The following is a 22547-nucleotide window of genomic DNA, read 5'->3' on the forward strand; positions in this document are numbered from 1 at the left end:
GGGGTCCGTGCCCGGGTGGGCGCGGGCCCCCTCGTCGGTCTCCGAGGAACCGGGGTCGCACGGTCCAGATCCTTATTGGGAACTGCTATCGTTATCGCTGGCCGCACGGTGCGGCACCGTGAAAGGGGTCCTCGATGCGTGCCCGCGCCGCCACCTCGCTCGCCCGCTCCGGGGCGGGCGCCCTCGTCCTTGCCCTCGCTCTCGCCGCCTGCTCGTCGGACGACGGGCCCGACGGCGCGTCCGACGACGCCACGCTGTCGGTCGTCGCGTCGACCAACGTCTGGGGCGACGTCGTGCGTCAGGTCGGCGGCGACCTCGTCGAGGTCACGTCGGTCGTCGACGACCCGTCCGTCGACCCGCACTCGTTCGAGGCGAACGCGCGCGTCGAGCTCGCGATGTCGCGCGCCGACCTCGTCGTCGTCAACGGCGGGGGCTACGACGACTTCGCGTCGCAGCTGCTGGACGCGCTCGACCAGGCGCCGCCGGTCGTCGTCGCGGTCGACTCCCACGCGGCCGACGACGCGCACGCCGACGAGTCGCCCGAGGCGACACCCGCTGAGGACACGCACGCCGAGGACACGCACGCCGAGGAGACGCACGCCGAGGAGACGCACGCCGAGGACGGCCACGCGCACGGCGAGGGCAACGAGCACGTCTGGTACGACCTGCCGACGGTCGAGGCGGTCGCCCTGGACGTCGCGGACGAGCTAGCGGCGCTCGCACCCGAGCACGCGGCGCAGCTGCGGGCCAACGCGGACGCCTTCGTCGGGCGGCTCGCCGAGCTCGAGCAGCGGGCCGCGCGGCTCGCCGAGGAGCACGGCGGTGCCGAGGTGCTCGCGACCGAGCCGGTCCCGCTGTTCCTCGTCGAGGCGGCGGGGCTCGTGGACCGCACGCCCCCGCAGTTCTCGGCGGCGGTCGAGGAGGAGACCGACGTCCCGCCGGCCGCGATGAGCGAGATGCTCGACCTCGTGTCGTCGCCCCAGGTGGCGTTCCTCGTGTACAACGAGCAGACGACGGGTCCGCAGACGGACCAGGTGCTCGAGGCGGCGCAGGCCGGGCGGCTCCCCGTCGTGGACGTGACCGAGACGCTGCCGGAGGGCGAGGACTACGTGTCGTGGATGGCGGGGAACCTGGACGCGTTCGCCCAGGCGCTCGCGTGAGCGCACCGGCGGCGCCGCTCGAGCTCGCGGGGGCGCGGCTGGCCTACGGGCCGCGCGTCGTGTGGTCGGACCTCGACCTCGTCGTGCGACCGGGGGAGTTCCTCACCGTGCTGGGCCCCAACGGGTCGGGCAAGACGAGCCTGCTGCGCGCGATCCTGGGGCTCGCGCCGCTCGACGGTGGGCGCCTGAGCATCCTGGGCCGCCCGCCGCGCCGCGGCAGCCGCGCGGTCGGGTACATCCCGCAGCAGCGGCTGATCGACCCGGCGACGCCCGTGCGTGCGCGTGACCTGGTGCGGCTCGGCCTCGACGGCGACCGGTGGGGTGTCGGCGGTCGCCGCACGCGTGCGCGGGTGGACGAGCTGCTCGCGGCGGTCGGGGCGACGTCGTACGCGGACGTCCCGCTCGGCATGCTCTCGGGCGGTGAGCAGCAACGCGTGCGCATCGCGCAGGCGCTCGGCACCGAGCCCGGGCTGCTGCTGTGCGACGAGCCGCTCTTGTCGCTGGACCTGCGCCACCAGCACGAGGTCACCGCGCTGATCGACGCCATGCGCCGCGAGCGGGGCACGGCCGTGGTGTTCGTGACCCACGAGATCAACCCCGTGCTCCCGTACACGGACCGCGTCCTGTACCTGGGACCCGCCGGGCACGCGATCGGCGCGCCCGACGAGGTGCTCACCTCGAGCCGGCTCACGGCGCTCTACGGCACGCCCGTCGACGTCCTGCGCTCGCACGGGCGCGTCGTCATCGTCGGCGGCGACGACGAGCACCACCACGTCGAGGAGGCCGAGGCATGAGCGTGCTCGCGACGAGCGTCCTGACGAGCGCCCTGACGAGCAGCCTGACGAGCGCTGCGGCCGCCGGGGTGCGGGCGGAGGTCGCCGACGACTGGTGGCGGCGGGTGTTCGACTTCAGCGACTACGGCGCGCTGCTCGGCCTGGTGCACAACTCGCTGATCGCGGCCGCGGTGCTCGGGCTCGTCGGCGGTCTCGTCGGGGTGTTCGTCATGCAGCGCGACCTCGCGTTCGCGGTGCACGGGATCAGCGAGCTGTCGTTCGCGGGCGCGGCCGCGGCGCTGCTGCTGTCGGTCGACGTCATGCTCGGCGCGGTGCTCGGCTCGGTCGTCGCGGCGGTCGTGATCGGTCTGCTGGGCACGCGTGCGCGCGACCGGAACTCGATCATCGGCGTGCTCATGCCGTTCGGGCTGGGCCTCGGCGTGCTCTTCCTCGCGCTCTACCCGGGCCGTGCGGCGAACAAGTTCGGGCTGCTCACGGGGCAGGTCGTGGCGGTGGACTCGACCCGGCTGTCGGTGTTCCTGGTGGTCGCCGCGCTCGTCGTCGCGGGCCTGCTCGCGATGTGGCGCCCGCTGACGTTCGCCAGCGTGGACCCGGACGTGGCGGCCGCGCGCGGTGTGCCGACGCGCGCCCTGGGTCTGGCGTTCATGCTCCTGCTCGGGCTGGCGGTCGCGCTCGCGGTGCAGGTGGTCGGCGCGCTGCTCGTGCTGTCCCTGCTGATCACGCCCGCCGCGGCCGCGACGCGCGTGTCGGCGTCGCCCGTGGTGGTGCCCCTGCTGTCGGTGGGGTTCGCGATGACCAGCGCGGTCGGCGGGATCCTGCTCGCGCTCGGCGGCTCGGTGCCGATCAGCCCGTACGTCACGACGATCTCGTTCGTCATCTACGTCGTGTGCCGGCTCGTCGGACGCGCGCGCACGCGGCGCGGCTGGGCGCGCAGGACGCAGGCCGTCGCGGCCTGAACGGCCGCGTCCCTCGTCGGCCCCGTCAGGAGGTCGCGAGCTCCTCGGCGCACGTCGCGCACGTGCCGAACAGCTCGAGCGTGTGCGACACGTCCACGAAGCCCGTCTCGTCGGACAGCGAGGCGACGAGCGTCTCGAACGCGGCGGCCTGCACCTCGACGGTGCGCCCGCAGCTGCGGCACACGAGGTGGTGGTGGTGCCCCTGCCGCTCGCACCGGCGGTACAGCGTCTCGCCGGTCGCGGTGCGCAGCACGTCGAACTCGCCGCTCGCGGCCATCGCCCCGAGCGTGCGGTACACCGTCGCCAGGCCGATGTCCTCGCCCCGCTGCGCGAGGAGCTGGTGGATCTGCTGCGCGCTGCGGAAGTCCGCGAGCTCGTCCATGAGCTGGCCGATCGCGCGTCGCTGGCGCGTCGTGCGCTGACCGATCACGTGCACCTCCCGGGGGTCGCCCGAGTCTACGTGGCGCAGCCGTGCCGGACGGCGTCAGCCCCGGGACGTGCCTCCCGCGCCGACCGCCTCGACGAGCGCCTCGCCGAACGCGGGCAGGTCGTCGGGCGTCCGGCTGGACACGAGCGGCCCGTCGACGACGACCTGCTCGTCCACCCACTGCGCGCCCGCGTTCGTCAGGTCGGTGCGCAGCGACGGGTAGCTCGTCATGCGCCGCCCGCGGACCGCGTCCGCCTCGACGAGGACCCACGCGCCGTGGCAGATCACGCCCACGGGCTTGCCCGCGTCGACGAACTCGCGCACGAACCGGACGGCGTCCTGCGACATCCGCAGGTCGTCCGCGTTGACCACGCCGCCCGGCAGCACGAGCGCGTCGAAGTCGGCGGCGTCGGCGGTGGCGACCGGGAGGTCGACGTTCTGCTCGTACCCGTTCTTCCCGACGACCGTGACGTCCGTGGGGGACACGAGCGACGCGCGCGCTCCGGCGTCCGTCAGGGCCGCCCACGGGTGGGTGAGCTCGCTGTCCTCGAAGCCGTCGGTGAGCAGGAAGGCGACGGTGCGGTCGTCGAGCGACATGGGTCCTCCTCGTGGTCGGTCAGGTCAGGCTAGGCACGCCCCGTCCGGGTCGGCACGTCGAGCGGCGACGCCGCGCGCCACATGCACCCGCCGCGCGCGGCGTGCGCCCGCCGCGCGCGACGTCGCGCCGCGTGCCACGGTGGCGCCATGACGAGCGCGGTGGGGTCGATGTGGGCGTGGGACAACCCGGTGTCGCAGCAGGACGACGCGCGTGGGCGGGGGTACGCGCCGGCCGCACCTGCCCCGCTCGCGGCGTTCGCGGCCACGCGCGGGCTGGGCCGCGTGCACCTCGCGGCCCCGTGGGCGGCCGACGAGGGGCCCGTCGGGGAGTGGTTCGGCGACGCGGCGCGCGCGCTGCGCGCTGCGGGCGTCGCCGTGGGTGCGCTCGGCGGCGACCCGGGCTGGCTCGACCAGCCCGCGCTCGCCGCGACGTGGGCCGACGCCGCGCTGCGCTCGGCGGGCGGCGCGCTCGACGCGGTGCAGCTCGACGTCGAGCCGTGGACCCTGCCCGCGTGGCAGACGGACCCGGCCCCGGGCGCGCGCGCGTGGCTCGCGGTGCTCGACGCGACGCGCGCGGCCGTGGACGTCCCGCTCGGGGCGGACGCGCCGTGGTGGCTCACGACCGTGCCCGCCCCGGACGAGCCGGGCACGCTGCTCGACGCGGTCCTGCGGCGGGTCGAGCGCGTGGTGGTCGTCGCGTTCGCGGACCACGCGGCCGGCGCCGACGGGATCGTCGCGCTCGCGCGGCCGGCCGTCGCCGCGGCACAGGCGGCGGGCGTCGCGTGGAGCGTGGGGGTGGAGACGGACACGCCCGAGGTCGCCGGGGGAGCGCAGTTCACGTTCGTCGACGAGGGTGCGGCGGTGCTCGAGCGCGAGGCGGCGCTCGTGGCGTCGGCGTTCGACGCGCCGGGCTGCGTGTGCGTGGAGCACCACCGCGCGTGGCGGCGACTGCTCGGGCTCGACGCCGCGCAGGACTGACCCGGCGCCGATCCGGTGCCGGGTCGGAGCTGACGCCTCGTCGTCCACAACCGGGTGCAGGAACCTCGTCGTCCCGTCGCGTGCGTCCTACGGTGGACGCAGGGACCGGGACATCGGCGTCCCGGGGGCGGAGGGAAGGCTCATGACCGCGGGTGAGCTCTGCACGGCTCGGTCGGGCGACGGGACGACGATCGCGTACGAGCGTTCGGGCGTCGGCCCGCCGCTCGTGATGGTCGGGGGCGCGTTCACCACGCGTGAGGTGTTCCGCCCGCTGGCCGAGCTCCTCGGGGACGTGTTCACGACCGTGCTCGTGGACCGGCGGGGGCGGGGGGACAGCGGCGACGCGATCGTCCCGCACGAGGCGTTCTCCTACACCGTCGACCGCGAGGTGGAGGACCTCGAGGCGGTGGTCGCGGCCGAGGGCGGCCGCGCTGCGGTGCTGGGCTTCTCGTCGGGCGCGAACCTCGCGCTGCACGCGGCGGCGGCCGGCCTGCCCGTCACGGCCCTCGTGCTGTACGAGGCGCCGTTCTCGCTCGCGGGCCTGCCCGCCGCGGCGCCGGACGTGCCGCGCCGGCTCGCCGGTCTCGTCGCCGAGGGACACCTGGGCGACGCCGTCGCCACCATGCAGCGCGAGGTCATCGGCCTGCCGGCGGCGATGGTCGAGCAGGCGCGACGGTCACCGGGCTGGCACGCGCTCGAGGAGCTGGCGCAGACGTGCGTGTACGACGCGACGATCACGGCCGCCCCGAACGTGCCGACCCCCGCGATGTGTGCGCTCGCGGTCCCGACCCTCGTGGTGTGCGGTGCGCAGACGTGGCCGACGCTGCGGGCGGCGGGCGCGGCGCTCGCGGGCGAGCTGGCGGCCGCCCGGTACGTCGAGGTCCCGGGCGGTGCGGGGCACGAGATCGCCGCCGAGGCCACCGCAGCGCTCCTGCGCGCCGAGCTCGCCCACGGGTGACGCGCGCCGAGCGCGCACGCGCGATGACGAGCGGGGCTGCCGCGCTCGCCTGAGACGCGACGAGGGCGGGACCGCGTGGTCCCGCCCTCGTCGCGTCCTGGTCGCCCGCTGGGAGCGCCCAGGTCTGCTCGGCTGCCGTCAGAAGGCGTCCTTGACGTCCTTCGCGGCGTCCTTCACGTGGTCACCGGCCTGCTTGACGCCGGCCTCGGCCTGCTCGGCGCGGCCCTCACGCTCGGTGTCCTCGTCGCCCGTGGCCTTGCCGAGGCCTTCCTTGGCCTTGCCCGCGAGCTCTTCGCCCTGGTGCTTGATCTTGTCGTCGAGACCCATCGCGTCGTCCTTCCCTCGTGGTTGTCTCGAACGTAACCGCTCGCCGCGGGGGGCGCGCGGCGAGCGTCAGACGTCGCGCTCGTCGGGCTGGGTGGCGGACCGCTCGACGAGGTAGGTGCGTCCGTTGGCGTCCTGCACCCGCACGAGGGTGCTGCGCAGCTCCTGCTCGCGGGCGTGCTCCTGCTCGGTCGTCGGGCGTGCGGGCTCGCGGCTGTCGCCGACCTGCGCGGGGCCGAGGAGGTGACGCGCGAGCCAGTCGGTCAACGCGCGACCGGTGCGCGGCGAGCGGGACATGCGGTGCCTCCTGGCGACGGTGATAAGTGCCCTCACTATAAGTGCCCTCACGATCGACCTAGGATGACGCGCGTGACCGACGACCCTCTCGCGCTCGAGGCGCAGGTGTGCCTCGCGCTGTCCGCCGCCGCCCGTGCGCTCGTCGGGACCTACCGCACGCTGCTCGAGCCGCTCGGCCTGACGCACCCGCAGTACCTCGCGATGCTCGCGCTGTGGCAGCACGGGCCGATGTCGCTCGCGGGGCTCGCCGGGCGTCTGCACCTCGAGCCGGCCACCGCGTCGCCGCTCGTGCGCCGGCTCGAGGACCGTGGGCTCGTCGCGCGCCGGACGGACGAGCGGGACGAGCGCGCGCTGCTCATCGAGCTCACCGACGCGGGTGCCGCGATGCGCGCGCAGGCCGTCGGCGTGCCCGCCGCGATGCTCGACCGGCTGGGGATCGACGTCGACGAGGCCGCGCGGGTGCGGGACGCCGCGCTGCGCATGCTCGACGCGTGCGAGCGGGCGGTCTGAGCGCGCCGTCCGAGCGTGCGTCCGTCGCGTGACGTGCCTGGTTGCGCCGATGTCGGCGAAAGTGACAAACTCGCATGGCAAACGTTTGCAGCAGAGAGTCGGACGACGAGGTCCGGCCGCGACCGGAAGGAACCGCGGTGACGCGCCCCGCCCTGACCCTCGACCCCGACCGGGCGCTGCCGGCCGAGCCCACCGTCCGGGCCATCGCGCGCGAGCTGCTCGCCGGCACCCAGGACCTGCCGCTCGTCTCGATGCACGGCCACGTCGACGTGGACCTGCTCCTGGCCGACGAGCCGTTCCGTGACCCCGCCGCGCTCCTCGTCGTACCCGACCACTACCTGCTGCGGCTGCTCGTCTCGCAGGGCGTGAGCCTCGACGCGCTGGGTGTCCCGCGCCGTGACGGCGGCGCCGTCGAGCGTGACCCGCGCGAGATCTGGCGGCAGGTCGCCTCGCGCTGGCACGTGCTGCGCGGCACGCCGACGCGGTTCTGGCTCGAGCACGAGCTCGTGGACGTGCTCGGCGTGACGGTGCGCCCGTCGGCGCAGACCGCCGACGAGACCTACGACCAGATGGCCGAGGCGCTGGCCAAGCCGCAGACGCGGCCGCGTGCCCTGTTCGAACGGTTCCAGCTCGAGCTGCTCGCCACGACCGACGACGCGACCGCCCCGCTCGACGCGCACGCCGCGCTCGAGAACGCGGGGCTGCCGGGCCGGGTCGTGCCGACGTTCCGGCCGGACGCGCTGCTCGACGCCGCGGCGCCCGGGTGGGGGCAGCGCGTCGCGCGGCTCGACGAGCTCACCGGGGTGCGCGTGCGCGACGCGCGCACGCTCGTCGAGGCGCTGGCGGTCCGCCGGGGCCACTTCGTCGAGCGCGGTGCGCTCGCGACCGACCACGGCATGCGGACGCTGCGGGCGGAGCGCCTCGACGACCACGAGGCCGACGCGCTCGTCGTCGCCGCGCTGCGTGCCGCCGAGGCCGGGCGCGCGCTCGACGAGCCGCAGGCCGGCGCGCTCGCGGGGCACCTGCTGTTCGAGATGGCGCGGACGTCGTGCGAGGACGGCCTCGTCATGCAGCTGCATCCCGGGGTCCTGCGGGGGTACGACACGCAGGTCGACGCGCTGCGCGGACCGGACGTGGGCTACGACATCCCGGTGGCGACCGACTTCGTGCACGGGCTGCGCCCGCTGCTCGAGGCGTTCGGGCACCATCCCCGGTTCCGGCTGGTCGTGTTCACGGTCGACGAGGACGCCTACTCGCGTGAGCTCGCACCGCTCGCGGGCGTGTACCCGGCGATGCGGCTGGGAGCGCCGTGGTGGTTCCTCGACACCCCCGACTCGATGCGGCGGTTCCGCGAGGCCGTGACGGACACCGCGGGCTTCTACAACACGACGGGCTTCGTGGACGACACGCGCGCGTTCTGCTCGATCCCGGCGCGGCACGACCTGGCGCGCCGGGTGGACGCGGGGTTCCTCGCGCGGCTCGTCGCGGAGCACCGGCTGGACCTGGACGAGGCGCACGAGACGGCGGTCGACCTCGCGTACCGGTTGCCGCTCGCGTCGTACCAGCGACCCATCTGACGCGGTTCGCAGGGTGTACACGCCGCACCCCCTGTGGCAACATGCGTGGCAACCGTTAGCCATCCGATTTGCCCCGCGCGGTCACGGGACATCGGCGGCACACCGGACGGCGGCATCAGGACCTGCCGGCTCACGACGAGGTGAGAGGAGCTTCGCCCCATGGTCAGCGACACCGCAGGCGCGACGAGCGTCGTGGAGCCGCGCGCGCCGCAGAGGTGGCCGGGCGCACGCTCGCGGCCCCCGCGCCTCGACCGACCACCGCGTCGCACGTGGCGCCAGGCGCTCGCCCGCGACTGGCGGCTGTACTCGTTCCTCGTGCTCCCGCTGGTCTTCTTCGCGGTGTTCCGGTACCTGCCGATCCTCGGCAACGTCGTGGCGTTCCGCCGCTTCCGGCCCGGCTCGAGCATCTTCGGCGACGAGTGGGTCGGCCTGTACTACGTGCGGATGTTCATCCAGGACCCCGCGTTCTGGTCCGCGTTCTGGAACACGGTGGTCCTCGGCGGCCTCACGCTCGTCGTGGTCTTCCCGCTGCCGGTCGTCCTCGCGCTCATGCTCAACGAGCTGCGCTCGCGGCGGTTCAAGCGCGCCGTGCAGACGATCAGCTACCTCCCGCACTTCATGTCGGTCGTCATCGTGGCCGGCATGGTCTTCCAGCTCACGGCCGCCAAGGGCACGGTCAACCAGGTCGTCACGTCGCTCGGCGGGACCGCTGTCGCGTTCTTCCAGGATCCCGACTGGTTCCGCCCCATCTACCTGACCTCCGAGGTGTGGCAGACCGTCGGGTGGGGGACGATCCTCTACCTCGCGGCGCTCACGACGATCGACGAGCAGCTCTACGAGGCCGCGCGGATCGACGGCGCCAACCGGTGGCGCCAGACGTGGCACATCACGCTGCCCGGCATCCGGCCGACGATGATCGTGCTGCTCATCCTCAACATCGGCTCGTTCATGGCGGTCGGCTTCGAGAAGGTCCTGCTCCTGCAGAACCCGGTGATCTACTCGACGGCCGACGTCATCTCGACCTACCTGTACCGCGTCGGCATCGTCTCGAACAGCGTCTCCTACGCGACCGCGATCGGGCTGTTCGAGGCGCTGATCGGCCTGACGCTGATCCTGTCGGCCAACGCGATCTCCAAGCGCACCGTGGGGGCCTCGCTGTGGTGAGCGACGTGACGACGAGGAAGGTCGACCTCGGCCGGCCGCGCGCGCGGGTGCCGCGCGGGGTGCGCCCGCGCGACGGGGCGGGCTACACCGCGTTCCGCGTCGCGAACGCGGCGCTGCTGCTCGTGATGTGCGCGCTCGTGCTGTACCCGTTCGTCAACATCGTGGCGCAGGCGTTCAGCTCCGAGGGCTACATCAACTCGGGCCAGGTCAACCTGGTGCCGCGCGGGTTCAACCTCACGACGTTCCAGGTCGTGATGTCGGACGACATGTTCTGGGTCAACTACAAGAACACGGTCGTGTACACGGTGGTCGGCACCGCGATCGCGATGGCCCTCACCACCACGTACGCGTACGCGTTGTCGAAAAAGCACCTCAAGGGCCGCACGTTCTTCATCGGCGTCGCGGTGCTCACGATGTTCTTCAACGGCGGCCTGGTGCCGAACTACGTGCTCATCAACACGCTCGGGTTCAAGGACACCATCTGGGCGATCGTGCTGCCGAACGCGATCAGCGTGTTCAACCTGCTCGTCATGAAGTCGTTCTTCGAGAACTTCCCCGACGAGCTCGAGGAGGCCGCCGCGATCGACGGCATGTCGACGTACGGCATCTTCTTCCGGATCGTGATCCCGCTGTCGAAGGCCGTGCTCGCCACGATGGTGCTGTTCTACGCCGTGGCGTTCTGGAACAGCTGGTTCTCCGCCTACCTGTACATGACGGACCCGCACAACTACCCGGTGACGGTGTACCTGCGCAACCTCATGGCGGGCGTGACGTCGGGGACCACCGTCGCCGGCGGGAGCCTCGACAACACGACCCAGATCGCCTCCAACGTGCAGTCCGTGACGATGCTGCTCACGGTCCTGCCGATCGTGTGCCTCTACCCGTTCATCCAGAGGTACTTCGTGTCGGGCGTGATGCTCGGCGCGGTCAAGCAATGACGAGCGGGCGCACGCCGGGCCGTGAACCCGGCGTGCGCCCTTTCGACCCCGTTCGCATTCCCAGCACCGAGCAGGACGACGAAGTTCCACCGGAGAAGGAGAAGGTCATGAGATCGACGAAGAAGAGCGTAGTCGCGTTCGGTTCCGCGGCCGCGCTCGTGCTGACGCTCACCGCGGCGTGCTCGTCGGACGACCCGGAGCCACAGGCGACGGGAGGCGACGCGACCGCGAGCGGCGTCACGATCGACGAGGAGCACAGCGTCGGCGCGATGGCCGACTTCGCCGCCGGCACGCCGTTCGTCGCGACCGAGCCCGTGACGTTCTCGCTGCTGTACCGGGACCACCCGAACTACCCGCTCAAGAAGGACTGGCTCTTCTTCTCGGAGCTCAAGGCCAACACCAAGGTGTCGTTCGACATCACGAGCGCCCCGCTGTCCGACTGGGACGCGAAGAAGTCGCTCATCATCTCGGCCGGCGACGCGCCGGACCTGATCCCGGTGACCTACCCGGGCCAGGAGACGCAGTTCGTCGCGGGCGGTGCGCTCCTGCCCATCAGCGACTACGTGCAGTACATGCCGAACTTCCAGCAGAAGGTCGCCGACTGGGGCCTGGAGCAGGCGATCGACAACCTGCGCCAGGTGGACGGCAAGTACTACATGCTCCCGGGCCTGTTCGAGTCGCCGCAGCCGCAGTACTCGATCGTCACGCGCCAGGACCAGTGGGACGCCGCGGGCATCACCGAGGCGCCCGAGACCTGGGACGACTTCAAGGCCGACCTCGCGACCCTCAAGCAGAAGAACCCCGACGCGTGGCCCATGTCCGACCGCTGGTCGACCACCAACAACGTCCCGCTCGGCGCGACGCTGCAGATCGCCTCGCCGAACTTCGGCACGGTCGCCGGGTGGGGCTTCGGCAACGGGCTCTGGTACGACGAGGAGTCGGGCGAGTACCAGTACGCGCCCGCGACCGAGGGCTACAAGCAGCTCGTCGAGTACTTCGCGGGCCTCGTCGCGGACGGTCTGCTCGACCCCGAGTCGATCACGCAGGACGACGACACCGCGATCCAGAAGTTCACGTCCGGCGAGTCGCTCACCATCTCCGGGAACACGCAGGAGATCACCACGTACCGCACGTCCTTCACGGACGCCGGCACGGACGCGACGCTGCGGCTGCTGCGCGTGCCGTCCGGCCCCGCGGGCGACAACGTCTCGGCGGGCAGCCGCACCGGTCCGGGCTTCATGCTGTCGGCCAAGGCGGCCGAGAACCCGAACTTCCTCGCGCTGCTGCAGTTCGTCGACTGGCTGTACTACTCCGACGAGGGCATCGAGTTCGCCAAGTGGGGGGTCGAGGGCACCACGTACACCAAGGACGGCGACACCCGCACGCTCGCCGACGACGTCGACTGGAACGGCCTGAACCCGGGTGCGCCGAAGCTGCTCAACGCCGACTTCGGCTTCAGCAACGGTGTGTTCATGCTGGCCAACGGGTCGTCCGACGAGCTCGTCGCGTCCACGTCCTCCGACGAGGTCAAGGAGTTCGTCGAGGAGATGTCGACGAAGACCGAGCTGCCGCTCGCACCCGCCGCGCCGCTCGAGGAGATGGAGCAGGAGCAGGTCAACCTGTGGCAGACGTCGCTCAACGACGCGGTCACGCAGGGCACGGCCGCGTTCATCCTCGGCAAGCGGCCCCTGTCCGAGTGGGACGCGTTCGTCGGCGAGCTCAAGGCGCTGAACATGGACCAGTACGTCGCCACGTTCAACACCGCGCTCGAGCGCGCGCAGGGCTGACGGCCTCCGGTGGCGGTCCGGGTGCGTGCCCGGGCCGCCACCGGCCGCCACCGCGCGTCAGGAGGAGGGACCGTGACCGTGACGGACCGCAGCACCCCGGCCTCCGAGATCGGCCGTGGACCGCTGTCGCGCTGGTCGGCGGCGGTGTACTGGGCGCTGGTGATCGAGCTGCTGATCCTGCTCACGGCGCTGCCCGGGCTGCTGGCCCTGGTCCTGCTCGACCGCTCGGTGTCCAACGCGCCGCTCGTCGCGCTGTGCCTCGTACCGCTCGGACCCGCGCTCGGCGCCGCGACGTACGCCTGGCGCGCCTACCTCGTCTCGCCCCCCGACCAGCGTGACCTCACGCCCGCGTCGTGGTTCTGGCGCGGCTACCGCCTGTCGTGGCGGGACGTGCTCGCGTGGTGGGTGCCCATGCTCGTCGTGCTCGCGCTGCTGGCGGTCGACGTCCTGCACGCCGGTGCCGTCGTCGGGCAGGGCTGGGCGGTCGCGTCGCTGGTGGTGGCCGTCGCGCTGCTCGTGTGGGCGGGCAACGCGCTCGTGCTGTCGTCGCTGTTCGCGTTCCGGACCCGGGACGTGGTGCGGCTGGCGGCGTACTACCTCGCGGCGCGCCCCGTCGCCGCGCTCGGCAACCTGACGCTCGTCGTCCTGGGCGCGACGCTGGCGACGGTCACCACGGACCGCCTCGTCCTGGCGCTCGCGACCCTCGCCGTGGCGTCCCTGGTCCGCACCGCCACGCCGGTCGTCGCCGACGTCACCGCCCGCTTCACGTCCCCGACCGACTGAGCCCGCCCCTCCGCCGACTGCGGACCGGGCCGGGGCGGGGACGGGTCAGGGGATGACGCGGCCGGCGGGGTCGGGGATGCCGGACTTGCGCCAGAAGTAGGTGTTGACCTGGTCGCGCCACTCGGCGGCGGAGCGGACCTGCTCGTCGAGCCGCTCCGCGACGCGGGCGTGCACGGCGTCGGGGACCAGCCCCCGCACCTCGCGCCACGTCTCGCGCATGCGCTCGGTGGCCTGCGCCCCCGCGACGTGGGTGTCGTAGACGTGCTGGACCACCGTCGAGCCCGAGTGCAGCACGTGCGTGTAGGGCACGTGGTGGAAGAACAGCAGGAGCTCGTCGGGGCACGTGTCGAGCGACTCGTAGACGTCGCACCAGGGCGCCGGGTACTGGCCGGTGAAGCCGGTGCCGGTGGCCCGCGTGCGGTCGACGCCGATGCCGTCACGGTCGGCGAAGTGGTACGTGCCCCACGGGGAGTACTCGTAGCCGTCGACGTCGGGACCGTAGTGGCCGTTCGGCTTGACCATGAAGCCGACTCCGAGCGGCGCGGTGTAGCTCTCGTAGACGCGCCACGAGTCGTCGAGGACCGCGTGCACGGTCGCGCGCACGCGCTCGTCGCAGCCGGGGAACGTCAGCGCGAGCCACTCGTCGAGCAGCGCCGACGGGGCGAGGGTCGGGTCCCACGCGAGCCGGCCGTACGCGTAGAGGTTGGCCTGCGCGAGGGGGTGCCCGGTCCAGAACGGGTCGTCGCCGACGTTGGCCACCGCGACGAGCGCGCCGGCGAGCGTCCCGTCCCCGCGCACGACGTCGGCGACGGTCCGGCCCGGCCGCGCGGGGTCGAGCGGACCCCACGGCCGGAAGTCGAGCGCCTCGCGCCACAGCGGGGCGAGGTAGCACGCGTGCCGCTGCTGGCCGGTGTACTCCTGGGTGACCTGCAGCTCCATCGCCAGGCGGGTGCGCGGCATCGCGGCGATGAGCGGGGACAGGGGCTCGCGCACCTGGAAGTCGACCGGCCCGAGCTTGACCTGCACGACGACGTTCTCGTCGAACTGCCCGTCGAGCGGGGTGAAGTGGTCGTACGCGGCGCGGGCACGGTCGGTGCTCCGGTCCCGCCAGTCCTGGCGGTGGTCGTACACGAACGCGCGCCAGAACACCGTGCCGCCGTACGGGGCCAGCGCGCGCGCCAGCAGGTTCGCGCCGTCGGCGTGCGAGCGGCCGTACGCGAACGGCCCGGGGCGACCCTCGGAGTCCGCCTTGACGACGAACCCGCCGAAGTCCGGGACCGCCGCGTGCACCCCGGCCGCGGCGTCCGCCCACCAGGCGCGCACGTCGTCGTCCAGCGGGTCGCTCGTCGTGAGCGCACCCGAGGTGATCGGCGCGGCGAAGTCCACCGCGAGGTACGTGCGGATGCCCTGCGCGCGGAACACCTCGGCCAGCCGTGCCACCTGGTCCAGCCCGGACGTCAGCAGCGCCGACTCGCGCTCGTGCACGTTGACGTTGTTGACGCACACCGCGTTGACGCCGACGTGCGCGAGCAGGCGCGCGTAGTCGTGCACTCGCGTGAGGTCGTCACGCAGCCGACCGTCGGCGAACCACAGCGACGCGCCGGCGTACCCGCGCTCGACCGGGCCCATGGGGGAGTCCGCGGCGATGTTGTCCCAGTGGTCGAGCTTGCGGATCGCGACGGCGGGCAGGTGGTCGACGAGCCCGGAAACCTCGTCGAGCACCTGCTCGTCGAACAGCGGCCCGTCGAACAGCGGCTCGCCGGTGCGCAGGACGTGGTGCCACCCGGCCAGCAGCCCGACCGGGGTCGCGGCGACGACGACGAGGGTCTCGCCGTCCCGTCCGACGACGAAGCCCTGGCGGCCGAGCTCGCCGTCGACGCCCGGCCGTCGCGCGAGGTCCAGCGCGCGTCCTGCCGCGCCGCTCAGCGCGGGCAGGACGCGCGCGTCGGACGCGAGCGCGAGGGTCAGGTGGGCGCGCTCGTCGTGCACCACGGCGCCGCCGTGGAGCCCGGTGGCCCGCGCGAGCTCGTCGCGCAGGGTGGTCAGGACCGGGTCGTCACCGTCGGCCAGCAGCCGCACGCGCCGTCGCCCGGCCGGGCGGAGCGCCTCGTCGGGCAGCCAGGCCGCGTGCCAGGGCCGGCCCGTCGGGCTCGTCGGACGTGTCGTCACCGGCCTCACCAGTCGTGGATGGTGCCGTCGTGCAGGCGCGTGAACGGCAGGTAGGCGGGCTCGTACGGGTGCGCCGCGGCCGCCTCGTCGTCGTACCCGACCCCGAGGCCCGGCTCGTCGCCCGGGTGCAGGTAGCCACCCGTGAACGTGTACGACGTGCGGAACACCTCGCGCGTGCGCGGGGAGTGCGGCATGAGCTCCTGGATGCCGAAGTTGTGGATCGCCAGGCCGAGGTGCAGGGCCGCGGCCATGCCGACGGGGGAGATGTCCGTGGGCCCGTGGAAGCCCGTGCGGACCTGGTACGTCGCGGCCTGGTCGGCGACCTTGCGCAGCGCGGTGACGCCGCCTGTGTGCGTCACGGACCCGCGCACGTAGTCGATGAGCTGCTCGCGCAGGAGCGTCTGGTAGTCCCACGCGGTGTTGAACACCTCGCCGATCGCGAGCGGCGTGGTGGTGTGCTGCCGCACCAGGCGCAGCGCCTCCTGGTTCTCGGCGGGCGTGCAGTCCTCGAGCCAGAACAGGTCGTAGGGCTCGAGGGCCTTGCCGAGCCGAGCCGCCTCGACGGGGCGCATGCGGTGGTGCCCGTCGTGCAGCAGCGGCAGGGCGGGGCCGAACTCGCCGCGCACCGCCTCGAACACGCCCGGGATGTGGCGCAGGTAGGCGCGTGTGTCCCAGTCCTCCTCGGCGGGCACGACCGCGCGCTGCGCGGGTTCGTAGTCGTAGCGCGTGCCGGTGGTGGTGGGCTGGCTCGCGACGCCGTAGACCGTGCGCACGCCCGGCACGGACGTCTGCACGCGGATCGCGCGGAACCCCTCGTCGAGGTGGCGGCGCACCGAGTCGAGCAGCGCGGGCACGTCACGGCCTGACGCGTGCCCGTACGCGAGCAGGCCTGCGCGGCTCGCGCCGCCGAGCAGCTGGTACAGCGGCATGCCGGCGCGACGCGCCTTGATGTCCCACAGCGCGGTGTCGACCGCCGCGATCGCGGCCATCGTCACGGGCCCGCGACGCCAGTACGCCGAGCGGTACAGGAACTGCCACGTGTCCTCGATGCGCTGCGCGTCGCGCCCGACCAGCAGGGGGACCACGTGGTCGCCGAGGTAGCTGGCGACGGCGAGCTCGCGGCCGTTGAGCGTCGCGTCGCCGAGGCCGACGACGCCGTCGGCCGTCGTGACGCGCAGCGTGACGAAGTTGCGGTCGGGGCTGGTGACCAGCACCTCGGCGCGGGCGATGACGTCGCGCTCGGCGGGCTCGGGGAAGGCGATGGGCTCGGCGAGCGGGGTGGTGCTCACGTCGGGGTCTCCTCGGTCGGCGGCGCCGGTGCCGCACGTGTCGTGACCCCGCGACCATAGCCAGCCGTTTCACCCTTTGGCAACCGTTTGCGCACAGTTGCCCGAGAGGCCGCGCGGCTGCGAGGATGATCCGCGGCAGACCCCGTCCCCGTCGTCCGGAGGCCCACGAGGTGGCAGAACGAGCAGCGACGCTCCGCGACGTGGCGGAGCGCAGCGGCGTGGCCGTGTCGACCGCCTCGCGCGCGCTCACCAAGCCCGGCCGCGTGAGCGAGGCGACCGCGCAGCGCGTCCTCGACGCCGCGCGCGAGCTCGGCTACTCCGCGTCCGCGGCCGGCCGCGCGCTCAGCTCCGGGCGGACCTGGACCGTGGCGCTCGTCGTCCCCGACATCACCAACCCGTTCTTCTTCGGCGTCATCCGTGGCACGCAGTCACGGCTGCGCGAGGGCGGCTACGCGCACGTGCTCGTCGACACCGAGGAGTCGGTCGAGGCCGAGGAACGCGCCCTGCGCTCGCTGCGCCGCTCGGTCGACGGCGTCATCCTCGCCGCCTCGCGCCTCGACGACGACAGCCTCGTGCGCTGGTCCGGCGACATCCCGCTCGTCACGCTCAACCGCACCTTCCCGGCGCTGACCAGCCCGAGCGTCGTCATCGACACCCCCAGCGGCGCCGTCCAGGCGCTCGAGCACCTCGCCTCGCTCGGGCACCGGCGCGTCGCGTACGCGGGCGGGCCGCGCACCTCGTGGTCCGACGGGCGGCGCCGCACCGCGCTCGCGGAGGCGGCGCGGCGGCTCCGCGTCGAGCTGACCGCCCTGGGGCCCTACGCCCCGCAGCGCGAGGCCGGCCCCGCCGCCGCCGACGCCGTCGTGCAGTCCGGCGCGACCGGTGTGCTGGCGTTCAACGACCTGCTCGCGTTCGGCATGCTCGAACGGCTCGAGCACCGTGGCGTGCGCGTCCCCGACGAGATGAGCGTCGTCGGCTGCGACGACGTGTTCGGCGCGGACCTCGTGCGCCCCTCGCTCACCACCGTCCGCGCCCCGCTCGAGAAGGCGGGTCACCACGCCGCCGAGCTCCTGCTCGCGTCCCTCGACCCGGTGCACCCCCGTGCCGGCGCGCCCGTCGAGCTGCCCACGCACCTCGTCGTCCGCGAGTCCTCCGGCCCCGCGCCGTCCTGACCGTCCTGGCCGGGCCGACGCGGGCGTCGGCGCCTCAGAGGCGAGGGTCGACCGGTTCGGACTCGAGCGCGAGGACCGCGAAGACCGCCTCGTGGACGCGCCAGAGCGGCTCGTCCGCGACGACGCGGTGCAGTGCCTCGATCCCGAGCGCGTACTCACGTAGCGCAAGGGCACGCTTGCGGCCCAGGTTGCGCGAGCGCAGGCGCTCCAGGTTCGCGCGCGTCGTGTACTCCGGGCCGTAGATGATCCGCAGGTACTCGCGGCCGCGGACCTTGATGCCCGGCTGGACGGTGCCGCGCGGGCCGCGCACGAGGTTGGCGAGCGGCTTGACGACCATCCCCTCGCCGCCGGCCGCCGTGAGGTCGGTCCACCACCGCGTGCCGGCCTCGACGGAGGCGGGGTCCGCGGGGTCGACCACGAGGCGGCGGGTCGTGAGCAGCACGTCGTGGGGGTCGGCGGCGACGAGCGCGTCTGCGACCCCGAGGTGCCACAGGTGGTCGCGCTGCTCGAACGTCGCACCGCCGGACGATCGACCCGCCGCCAGGAGCTGGAACGGTGCGAGCCGCACGCCGCGCAGCCCGTCGGTTGCCCAGACGTACGGGCGGTACGCGGCGGTGAACGCGTCGGCGTCGGCCGCGCGCCGCGCCGTGCTCTCCAGCAGGTCGCCCACGTCGAGCCCGCGCGCGGCGGCGGTGGTCAGGGTGTCGAGCGTCGCGCGGGTGGACGCGCGCGCCGCGGCGCCCACCGCCGCGTACTGCTCGCGCAGCAGGTCGCCGGCCTTGAGCGACCAGGGGAGCAGCTCGGCGTCGAGCAGCAGCCAGTCCACGGGTGCTCCAGTGCCGTCGCCGGGCAGCGACGCGCCCACGGACGCCCACACGTCCGCCGCGTCGGCGGCGTCCCGGACGACCGCGAGCAGCTCCTCGGTGCGCGCGTCGTCGAAGAACGGGCGGCCGGTGCGGGTGTGGACCACGCCGGTGCTGCCCGCCGGCAGGGCGAAGCGTGCGGCGGCGACCTCGCGCGTCCGGCACACGAGCACCACGGCACGCGAGCCCATGTGCTTCTCCTCGCAGACCACGCGGTCCACGCCGTCGGACGCGTACTGCGCGAACGCCTGTGCCGGGTGCTCCAGCAGGTCGGCCCCCTCGGGCGCGGTGGCGCACGGCGACATCGTCGGCGGCAGGTACAGCAGGTGGCGTGGGTCGGTGGCGAACCGGCTCATCACCTCGAGCGCACCCGCGGCGTTCTCCTCCGCGACGGTCACACGACCCGCGAGCGTCGTCTCGACGACGCGCTTGCCGAGCACGTCGGTCACGTCGAGCACGTCCGGGTCGCGCGTCGCGGACGCCGCGGGGCCGGACACGAGGAACGGCCGCGGCGGCTCGCACCACACCTGCTCGGCCGAGACCTGCACGACCTCCTTCTCCGGGTAGCGCAGAGCGCTGAGCCGCCCGCCGAACACGCAACCGGTGTCGAGGCACATCGTGTTGTTGACCCACACGGCGTCCGCCGACGGAGTGTGGCCGTACAGCACCATCGCCTTGCCGCGGTAGTCGTCGGCCCACGGCAGGCGCACCGGCAGGCCGTCCTCGTCGCTCTCCCCGGTGGTGTCGCCGTACAGGGCGAACGCGCGCACCCGGCCCGACGCCCGGTTGTGGTACTCCTCCTTGAGCCCGGCGTGCGCGACCACGAGCCGGCCCTCGTCGAGGACGAGGTGCGCGACGAGCCCGTCGCAGAAGTCCCGCACCTCCCGGCGGAACTCCTCCGGCTCGGCGGCGAGCTGCGCGAGCGTTCCCGCCAGCCCGTGCGCGGTCTGCACGGGGCGGCCGTCGAGCGCGCGGACGAGCTTGGCCTCGTGGTTGCCCGGGACGGCGAGCGCGTGGCCTGCGCCGACCATGCCCATGACGAGCCGCAGGACGCCGGCGGAGTCCGGGCCGCGGTCGACCAGGTCGCCGACGAACAGCGCACGCCGACCCTCGGGGTGCCGGGCGTCCACCGGCCGCCCCGCGTCGTCGCGGACGATCACGTAGCCGAGGCGCCCCAGGAGCGTCTCGAGCTCGCCGCGGCAGCCGTGCACGTCGCCGATCACGTCGAACGGCCCGGCCTCGTCGCGGCGGTCGCTGCGCAGGGGGCGGCGCTCGATCGTCGCGGCGTCGATCTCCTCGACCCCGTGCAGGACGTGCACGGTGCGGAAGCCCTCGCGGCCCAGCCCGCGCAGCGACCGGCGGAGCTGGTCGCGCTGACGTGTGACGACGCGCGACGGGACGGACCGGTCGGTGCGGGCCGCGTTGCGTGCGACGCACACCTCCTGCGGAGGGTCGAGCACGATCGCGACGGGGAGCACGTCATGCTCGCGGGCGAGCGCGACGAGCTCGCGGCGCGCGTGCTCGACGACCGTGAGCAGGCCCGCGGCCAGGCGCAGGCCTGCCGCGTGGTGCAGCAGGTCGAACGCGGCGTCCGTCGCGGACTGGTCCTCGGGGTCGTTCGAGACGACACCGCGGCACCAGTCCGACGAGAGCGTCTCGAACGGACCGAACAGCCGGGCGGCGAAGGTCGACTTGCCGGAGCCCGAGGCGCCGACGAGCACGACGAGCGAGAGCGCGGGGAGGTCGAGTGTGGCCATCACCGGTCTCCTTCCGTGCTCGTCGGGTTGCTCGTCGTCCTGGTCGTCGCGTCGTTCGTCGCGCGGGTCGTCGGGTCGCTCGTCGTGCCGTCACTCCTGACCTCCGGCCCTGCGCCGGTGGTCGGCTGGGCCTGGCGGCGGAACACCGCGAGCTGCGTCGGTGGCCCGACGTCCGGGTCGTCCGGACCCACGGGTGCGAACGACACCGTGTACCCGTGCGCGCCCGCCGACCGCTGCGCCCATGCGCGGAACTGCGCGCGCGTCCACTCGAACCGGTGGTCGTCGTGGCGCACCCCGCCCGCGGCGAGTGCCAGGTAGCGCACGTTGTGCTCGGCGTTCGGCGTGGTCACGACGAGCGTGCGCGGGCGAGCGACGCCGAGCACCACACGCTCCATGGCCGCGAGGCGCGGCGGGTCGAGGTGCTCGACGACCTCCATGAGCACCGCCGCGTCGAACCCGGCGATGCGCGCATCGGTGTACGTGACCGACGACTGCACGAGATCGACCCGGGCGCGCACGCGCTCCGGCATCGTGTCGAGGTGCAGGCGGCGTGCGGCGGTGGTCAGCGCACGCACCGACACGTCGGTGCCGACGACGCGCGCATACCCCTCGTCGAGCAGCCGCCCGACGAAGGCGCCCTCGCCGCAACCGAGGTCGACGACGGTGCGCGCGTCGGACGCCCGCAGCGCGGCGAGCACGGCCTCGTGCCGCTGGCGCACGAGCGGCACGTCCGCCGAAGGCTCGGGCGCCGCCGCCCCTCCGGAGGGGGACGCCGCGTCGTCGTCCGTGGCCTCGAACGGCGCGACGCCCTCGACCTCGGCAAGGCGGTCCAGCGCGAAGGTCGCGAGCGCCCGGCTGCGCGCCAGGTAGCGGCGCGCGATCTCGTCGCGGGCCGGGTGCACCGCGAGCCAGTCGCCACCCGCGCGCAGGAGCTTGTCGACCTCACCCTCGTCGACCCAGTAGTGCTTGGTCCCGTCGAGCGCGGGCAGCAGGACGTACAGGTGGCTGAGCGCGTCGGCGACACGGTGCGTGCCCCGCAACCGCAGGTCCACATACCGCGAGTCGCCCCAGGCGGGCACCTGCGGGTCGAGCGGCAGCGGCGTCGCCTCGACCTCCCAGCCGAGGGGCGCGAGCAGTCGCTGCGCGGCCTCGGGCCCGCCCGTGCAGCCGACGACAGGTACGTGCACCTCGAGCGGCCAGCGCCGGTCGACGAGGTCGGGGCGGGCGTCGCAGCGGCCCGTGAGTGCCGAACGGAACACGCGTCCCATCGCGACGACGAGCTGCGACGACGCGGTGTACGGCCGGTCGTTGACGTACTGCGCGAGGACGAACGGCTCGCGCCTGCCGGTGCCGCGCACGAGCGCGACGGGGTCGACCTCGAGCAGCACGGCGACCGTGCAGCGCTCGTCGTCCGCCTCCGGGTAGAGCACGTGCACGGTGCCGCTGTCGAACGTCTGCACGCGCGCGGGGTGCTTGTGCAGCAGGTAGCCGAGGTCGGACGCCGGTGTGGCGTCGTCCGACCGGGTGGTCGTCAGGGTCAGCAGCACGCGGGGCATCCTCGCAGGTCGCGACCCCGCCCGTCGGTCGGTTTCCCCGGCGCGGCCTCAGGCGGTCCGGGAACGGGCCGAGGCGTCCGCCCGGAGTCGCGAGATCTCCGCGACCTCCGCCTCGGGCAGTGCGTCCGGCACCCGGCGCCGCCCCTCACCCGTAGGCCGTCCAGCAACGCGGGTCGTGCCCGAGTGGTCGTCGATGCGCTCGCCACTCGGCAGGGTCAGCCGGCTGACCGTGCCTTCGACCTTGCCGCCCTTGTCGACCTTGTCGGCGTACCGCTGGATCGCCGTGCGACGAGGCGTCACGGTGGTGCTGGTCCTGGTCCTGGTCCTGGTCCTGGTCTTGGCGGGGCTCGTCGCGGGGACGGCCCGGTCGGAGCTGTGGTCTCGGCCGATGGTGGTCGGCGAGTCACGTGCAACGCGAGCGCGGGTGATTTCGACGGCGCTCACCTGGCTTACCTGGCCGCCGGGTCGGGCCGGGCGTGGTGCGCGGCAGC

The 22547-nt window shown here is 73.7% G+C and carries 21 protein-coding genes; 12 read left to right on the forward strand and 9 right to left on the reverse strand.

Annotated elements, in window-relative coordinates:
- Positions 1-134: 134 nt before the first annotated feature.
- From ACT17Q_RS04880 to ACT17Q_RS04890, 3 genes are read left to right on the forward strand one after another with little or no spacing between them, the layout of a single operon-like run.
- On the forward strand, positions 135-1160 hold the full coding sequence (locus tag ACT17Q_RS04880) for a metal ABC transporter solute-binding protein, Zn/Mn family (protein ID WP_444664975.1): 1026 nt from the start codon (positions 135-137) through the stop codon (positions 1158-1160).
- Positions 1157-1954, forward strand: coding sequence for a metal ABC transporter ATP-binding protein (locus ACT17Q_RS04885; protein WP_094180593.1), 798 nt, complete (start codon positions 1157-1159; stop codon positions 1952-1954). The genes ACT17Q_RS04880 and ACT17Q_RS04885 overlap by 4 nt, the downstream gene beginning before the upstream one ends.
- Positions 1951-2910, forward strand: a complete 960-nt coding sequence (locus ACT17Q_RS04890; RefSeq protein WP_444664976.1) for a metal ABC transporter permease — start codon at positions 1951-1953, stop codon at positions 2908-2910. The genes ACT17Q_RS04885 and ACT17Q_RS04890 overlap by 4 nt, the downstream gene beginning before the upstream one ends.
- A gap of 25 nt (positions 2911-2935) precedes the next feature.
- Here the strand turns inward: ACT17Q_RS04890 and ACT17Q_RS04895 are convergent, their stop codons facing one another.
- Together ACT17Q_RS04895 and ACT17Q_RS04900 are read right to left on the reverse strand one after the other, a co-directional pair.
- Positions 2936-3340 (reverse strand): Fur family transcriptional regulator, encoded by a 405-nt coding sequence (locus ACT17Q_RS04895; protein WP_280525798.1) that lies wholly within the window; start codon positions 3338-3340, stop codon positions 2936-2938.
- Positions 3341-3394: 54 nt separating this feature from the next.
- Positions 3395-3934: a type 1 glutamine amidotransferase domain-containing protein gene (locus ACT17Q_RS04900; protein ID WP_141318696.1), complete on the reverse strand. Its 540-nt coding sequence runs from the start codon at positions 3932-3934 to the stop codon at positions 3395-3397.
- A 147-nt stretch (positions 3935-4081) separates the two neighbouring features.
- Between ACT17Q_RS04900 and ACT17Q_RS04905 the strand changes: the two genes are divergently transcribed.
- Positions 4082-4912 carry a hypothetical protein gene (locus ACT17Q_RS04905; protein WP_444664977.1) on the forward strand — a complete coding sequence of 277 codons (831 nt, stop codon included), beginning with the start codon at positions 4082-4084 and terminating at the stop codon, positions 4910-4912.
- A gap of 142 nt (positions 4913-5054) precedes the next feature.
- Entirely contained in the window at positions 5055-5870 is an 816-nt protein-coding gene (locus ACT17Q_RS04910; protein WP_268531199.1) for an alpha/beta fold hydrolase, read from the forward strand.
- A 138-nt stretch (positions 5871-6008) separates the two neighbouring features.
- On the opposite strand, the gene ACT17Q_RS04915 is transcribed toward ACT17Q_RS04910, so the two are convergent.
- Complete coding sequence (locus ACT17Q_RS04915; protein ID WP_094180589.1) at positions 6009-6197, reverse strand: CsbD family protein; 189 nt, start codon at positions 6195-6197, stop codon at positions 6009-6011.
- A gap of 66 nt (positions 6198-6263) precedes the next feature.
- Positions 6264-6491: a hypothetical protein gene (locus ACT17Q_RS04920; protein WP_444664978.1), complete on the reverse strand. Its 228-nt coding sequence runs from the start codon at positions 6489-6491 to the stop codon at positions 6264-6266.
- A 63-nt stretch (positions 6492-6554) separates the two neighbouring features.
- On the opposite strand from ACT17Q_RS04920, the gene ACT17Q_RS04925 reads away from it, so the two are divergent.
- The 6 genes from ACT17Q_RS04925 (at position 6555) to ACT17Q_RS04950 (ending at position 13250) form a co-directional block, all read left to right on the forward strand.
- Positions 6555-7001, forward strand: a complete 447-nt coding sequence (locus tag ACT17Q_RS04925; protein WP_094180587.1) for a MarR family transcriptional regulator — start codon at positions 6555-6557, stop codon at positions 6999-7001.
- A gap of 137 nt (positions 7002-7138) precedes the next feature.
- Positions 7139-8578 carry a glucuronate isomerase gene (uxaC, locus tag ACT17Q_RS04930; RefSeq protein ID WP_444664979.1) on the forward strand — a complete coding sequence of 480 codons (1440 nt, stop codon included), beginning with the start codon at positions 7139-7141 and terminating at the stop codon, positions 8576-8578.
- A 159-nt stretch (positions 8579-8737) separates the two neighbouring features.
- Positions 8738-9742 carry an ABC transporter permease subunit gene (locus tag ACT17Q_RS04935; protein ID WP_268531203.1) on the forward strand — a complete coding sequence of 335 codons (1005 nt, stop codon included), beginning with the start codon at positions 8738-8740 and terminating at the stop codon, positions 9740-9742.
- A 47-nt stretch (positions 9743-9789) separates the two neighbouring features.
- Positions 9790-10680: a carbohydrate ABC transporter permease gene (locus ACT17Q_RS04940; RefSeq protein WP_232514770.1), complete on the forward strand. Its 891-nt coding sequence runs from the start codon at positions 9790-9792 to the stop codon at positions 10678-10680.
- Positions 10681-10787: 107 nt separating this feature from the next.
- A complete protein-coding gene (locus tag ACT17Q_RS04945) occupies positions 10788-12467 on the forward strand; it encodes an ABC transporter substrate-binding protein (protein ID WP_444664980.1) in 1680 nt (559 codons plus the stop codon).
- Between the two features lie 72 nt (positions 12468-12539).
- Positions 12540-13250 carry a DUF624 domain-containing protein gene (locus tag ACT17Q_RS04950; protein ID WP_444664981.1) on the forward strand — a complete coding sequence of 237 codons (711 nt, stop codon included), beginning with the start codon at positions 12540-12542 and terminating at the stop codon, positions 13248-13250.
- 45 nt (positions 13251-13295) lie between these two features.
- On the opposite strand, the gene ACT17Q_RS04955 is transcribed toward ACT17Q_RS04950, so the two are convergent.
- Both ACT17Q_RS04955 and manD read right to left on the reverse strand, forming a co-directional pair.
- Positions 13296-15419: an alpha-glucuronidase gene (locus tag ACT17Q_RS04955; RefSeq protein ID WP_444664982.1), complete on the reverse strand. Its 2124-nt coding sequence runs from the start codon at positions 15417-15419 to the stop codon at positions 13296-13298.
- Between the two features lie 5 nt (positions 15420-15424).
- Entirely contained in the window at positions 15425-16708 is a 1284-nt protein-coding gene (gene manD / locus ACT17Q_RS04960) for a D-mannonate dehydratase ManD (protein WP_444664983.1), read from the reverse strand.
- 200 nt (positions 16709-16908) lie between these two features.
- Here manD and ACT17Q_RS04965 point away from each other — a divergent pair, with 200 nt between their 5' ends.
- Positions 16909-17880, forward strand: coding sequence for a LacI family DNA-binding transcriptional regulator (locus ACT17Q_RS04965; RefSeq protein WP_444664984.1), 972 nt, complete (start codon positions 16909-16911; stop codon positions 17878-17880).
- Between the two features lie 34 nt (positions 17881-17914).
- Here ACT17Q_RS04965 and ACT17Q_RS04970 read toward each other — a convergent pair whose 3' ends face one another.
- The 3 genes from ACT17Q_RS04970 to ACT17Q_RS04980 are packed head-to-tail and all read right to left on the reverse strand — an operon-like array spanning position 17915 to position 22356.
- On the reverse strand, positions 17915-20500 hold the full coding sequence (locus tag ACT17Q_RS04970; protein ID WP_444664985.1) for a polynucleotide kinase-phosphatase: 2586 nt from the start codon (positions 20498-20500) through the stop codon (positions 17915-17917).
- Entirely contained in the window at positions 20500-22047 is a 1548-nt protein-coding gene (locus ACT17Q_RS04975; protein WP_444664986.1) for a 3' terminal RNA ribose 2'-O-methyltransferase Hen1, read from the reverse strand. The genes ACT17Q_RS04970 and ACT17Q_RS04975 overlap by 1 nt, the downstream gene beginning before the upstream one ends.
- A gap of 57 nt (positions 22048-22104) precedes the next feature.
- Positions 22105-22356 carry a hypothetical protein gene (locus ACT17Q_RS04980; RefSeq protein WP_444664987.1) on the reverse strand — a complete coding sequence of 84 codons (252 nt, stop codon included), beginning with the start codon at positions 22354-22356 and terminating at the stop codon, positions 22105-22107.
- Positions 22357-22547: the final 191 nt, after the last annotated feature.

This window comes from Cellulomonas sp. CW35 (assembly GCF_052378485.1).
In the GTDB taxonomy this organism is placed as follows: domain Bacteria; phylum Actinomycetota; class Actinomycetes; order Actinomycetales; family Cellulomonadaceae; genus Cellulomonas; species Cellulomonas uda.

What these genes read in the sequence shown, in the direction of transcription:
- ACT17Q_RS04880 (WP_444664975.1), top strand. Translation starts at nt 135, where the DNA reads ATGCGTGCCCGCGCCGCCACCTCGCTCGCCCGCTCCGGGGCGGGCGCC.
- ACT17Q_RS04890 (WP_444664976.1), top strand. Translation starts at nt 1,951, where the DNA reads ATGAGCGTGCTCGCGACGAGCGTCCTGACGAGCGCCCTGACGAGCAGC.
- ACT17Q_RS04900 (WP_141318696.1), bottom strand. Translation starts at nt 3,934, where the DNA reads ATGTCGCTCGACGACCGCACCGTCGCCTTCCTGCTCACCGACGGCTTC.
- ACT17Q_RS04905 (WP_444664977.1), top strand. Translation starts at nt 4,082, where the DNA reads ATGACGAGCGCGGTGGGGTCGATGTGGGCGTGGGACAACCCGGTGTCG.
- ACT17Q_RS04910 (WP_268531199.1), top strand. Translation starts at nt 5,055, where the DNA reads ATGACCGCGGGTGAGCTCTGCACGGCTCGGTCGGGCGACGGGACGACG.
- ACT17Q_RS04915 (WP_094180589.1), bottom strand. Translation starts at nt 6,197, where the DNA reads ATGGGTCTCGACGACAAGATCAAGCACCAGGGCGAAGAGCTCGCGGGC.
- ACT17Q_RS04920 (WP_444664978.1), bottom strand. Translation starts at nt 6,491, where the DNA reads ATGTCCCGCTCGCCGCGCACCGGTCGCGCGTTGACCGACTGGCTCGCG.
- ACT17Q_RS04925 (WP_094180587.1), top strand. Translation starts at nt 6,555, where the DNA reads ATGACGCGCGTGACCGACGACCCTCTCGCGCTCGAGGCGCAGGTGTGC.
- ACT17Q_RS04935 (WP_268531203.1), top strand. Translation starts at nt 8,738, where the DNA reads ATGGTCAGCGACACCGCAGGCGCGACGAGCGTCGTGGAGCCGCGCGCG.
- ACT17Q_RS04945 (WP_444664980.1), top strand. Translation starts at nt 10,788, where the DNA reads ATGAGATCGACGAAGAAGAGCGTAGTCGCGTTCGGTTCCGCGGCCGCG.
- ACT17Q_RS04970 (WP_444664985.1), bottom strand. Translation starts at nt 20,500, where the DNA reads ATGGCCACACTCGACCTCCCCGCGCTCTCGCTCGTCGTGCTCGTCGGC.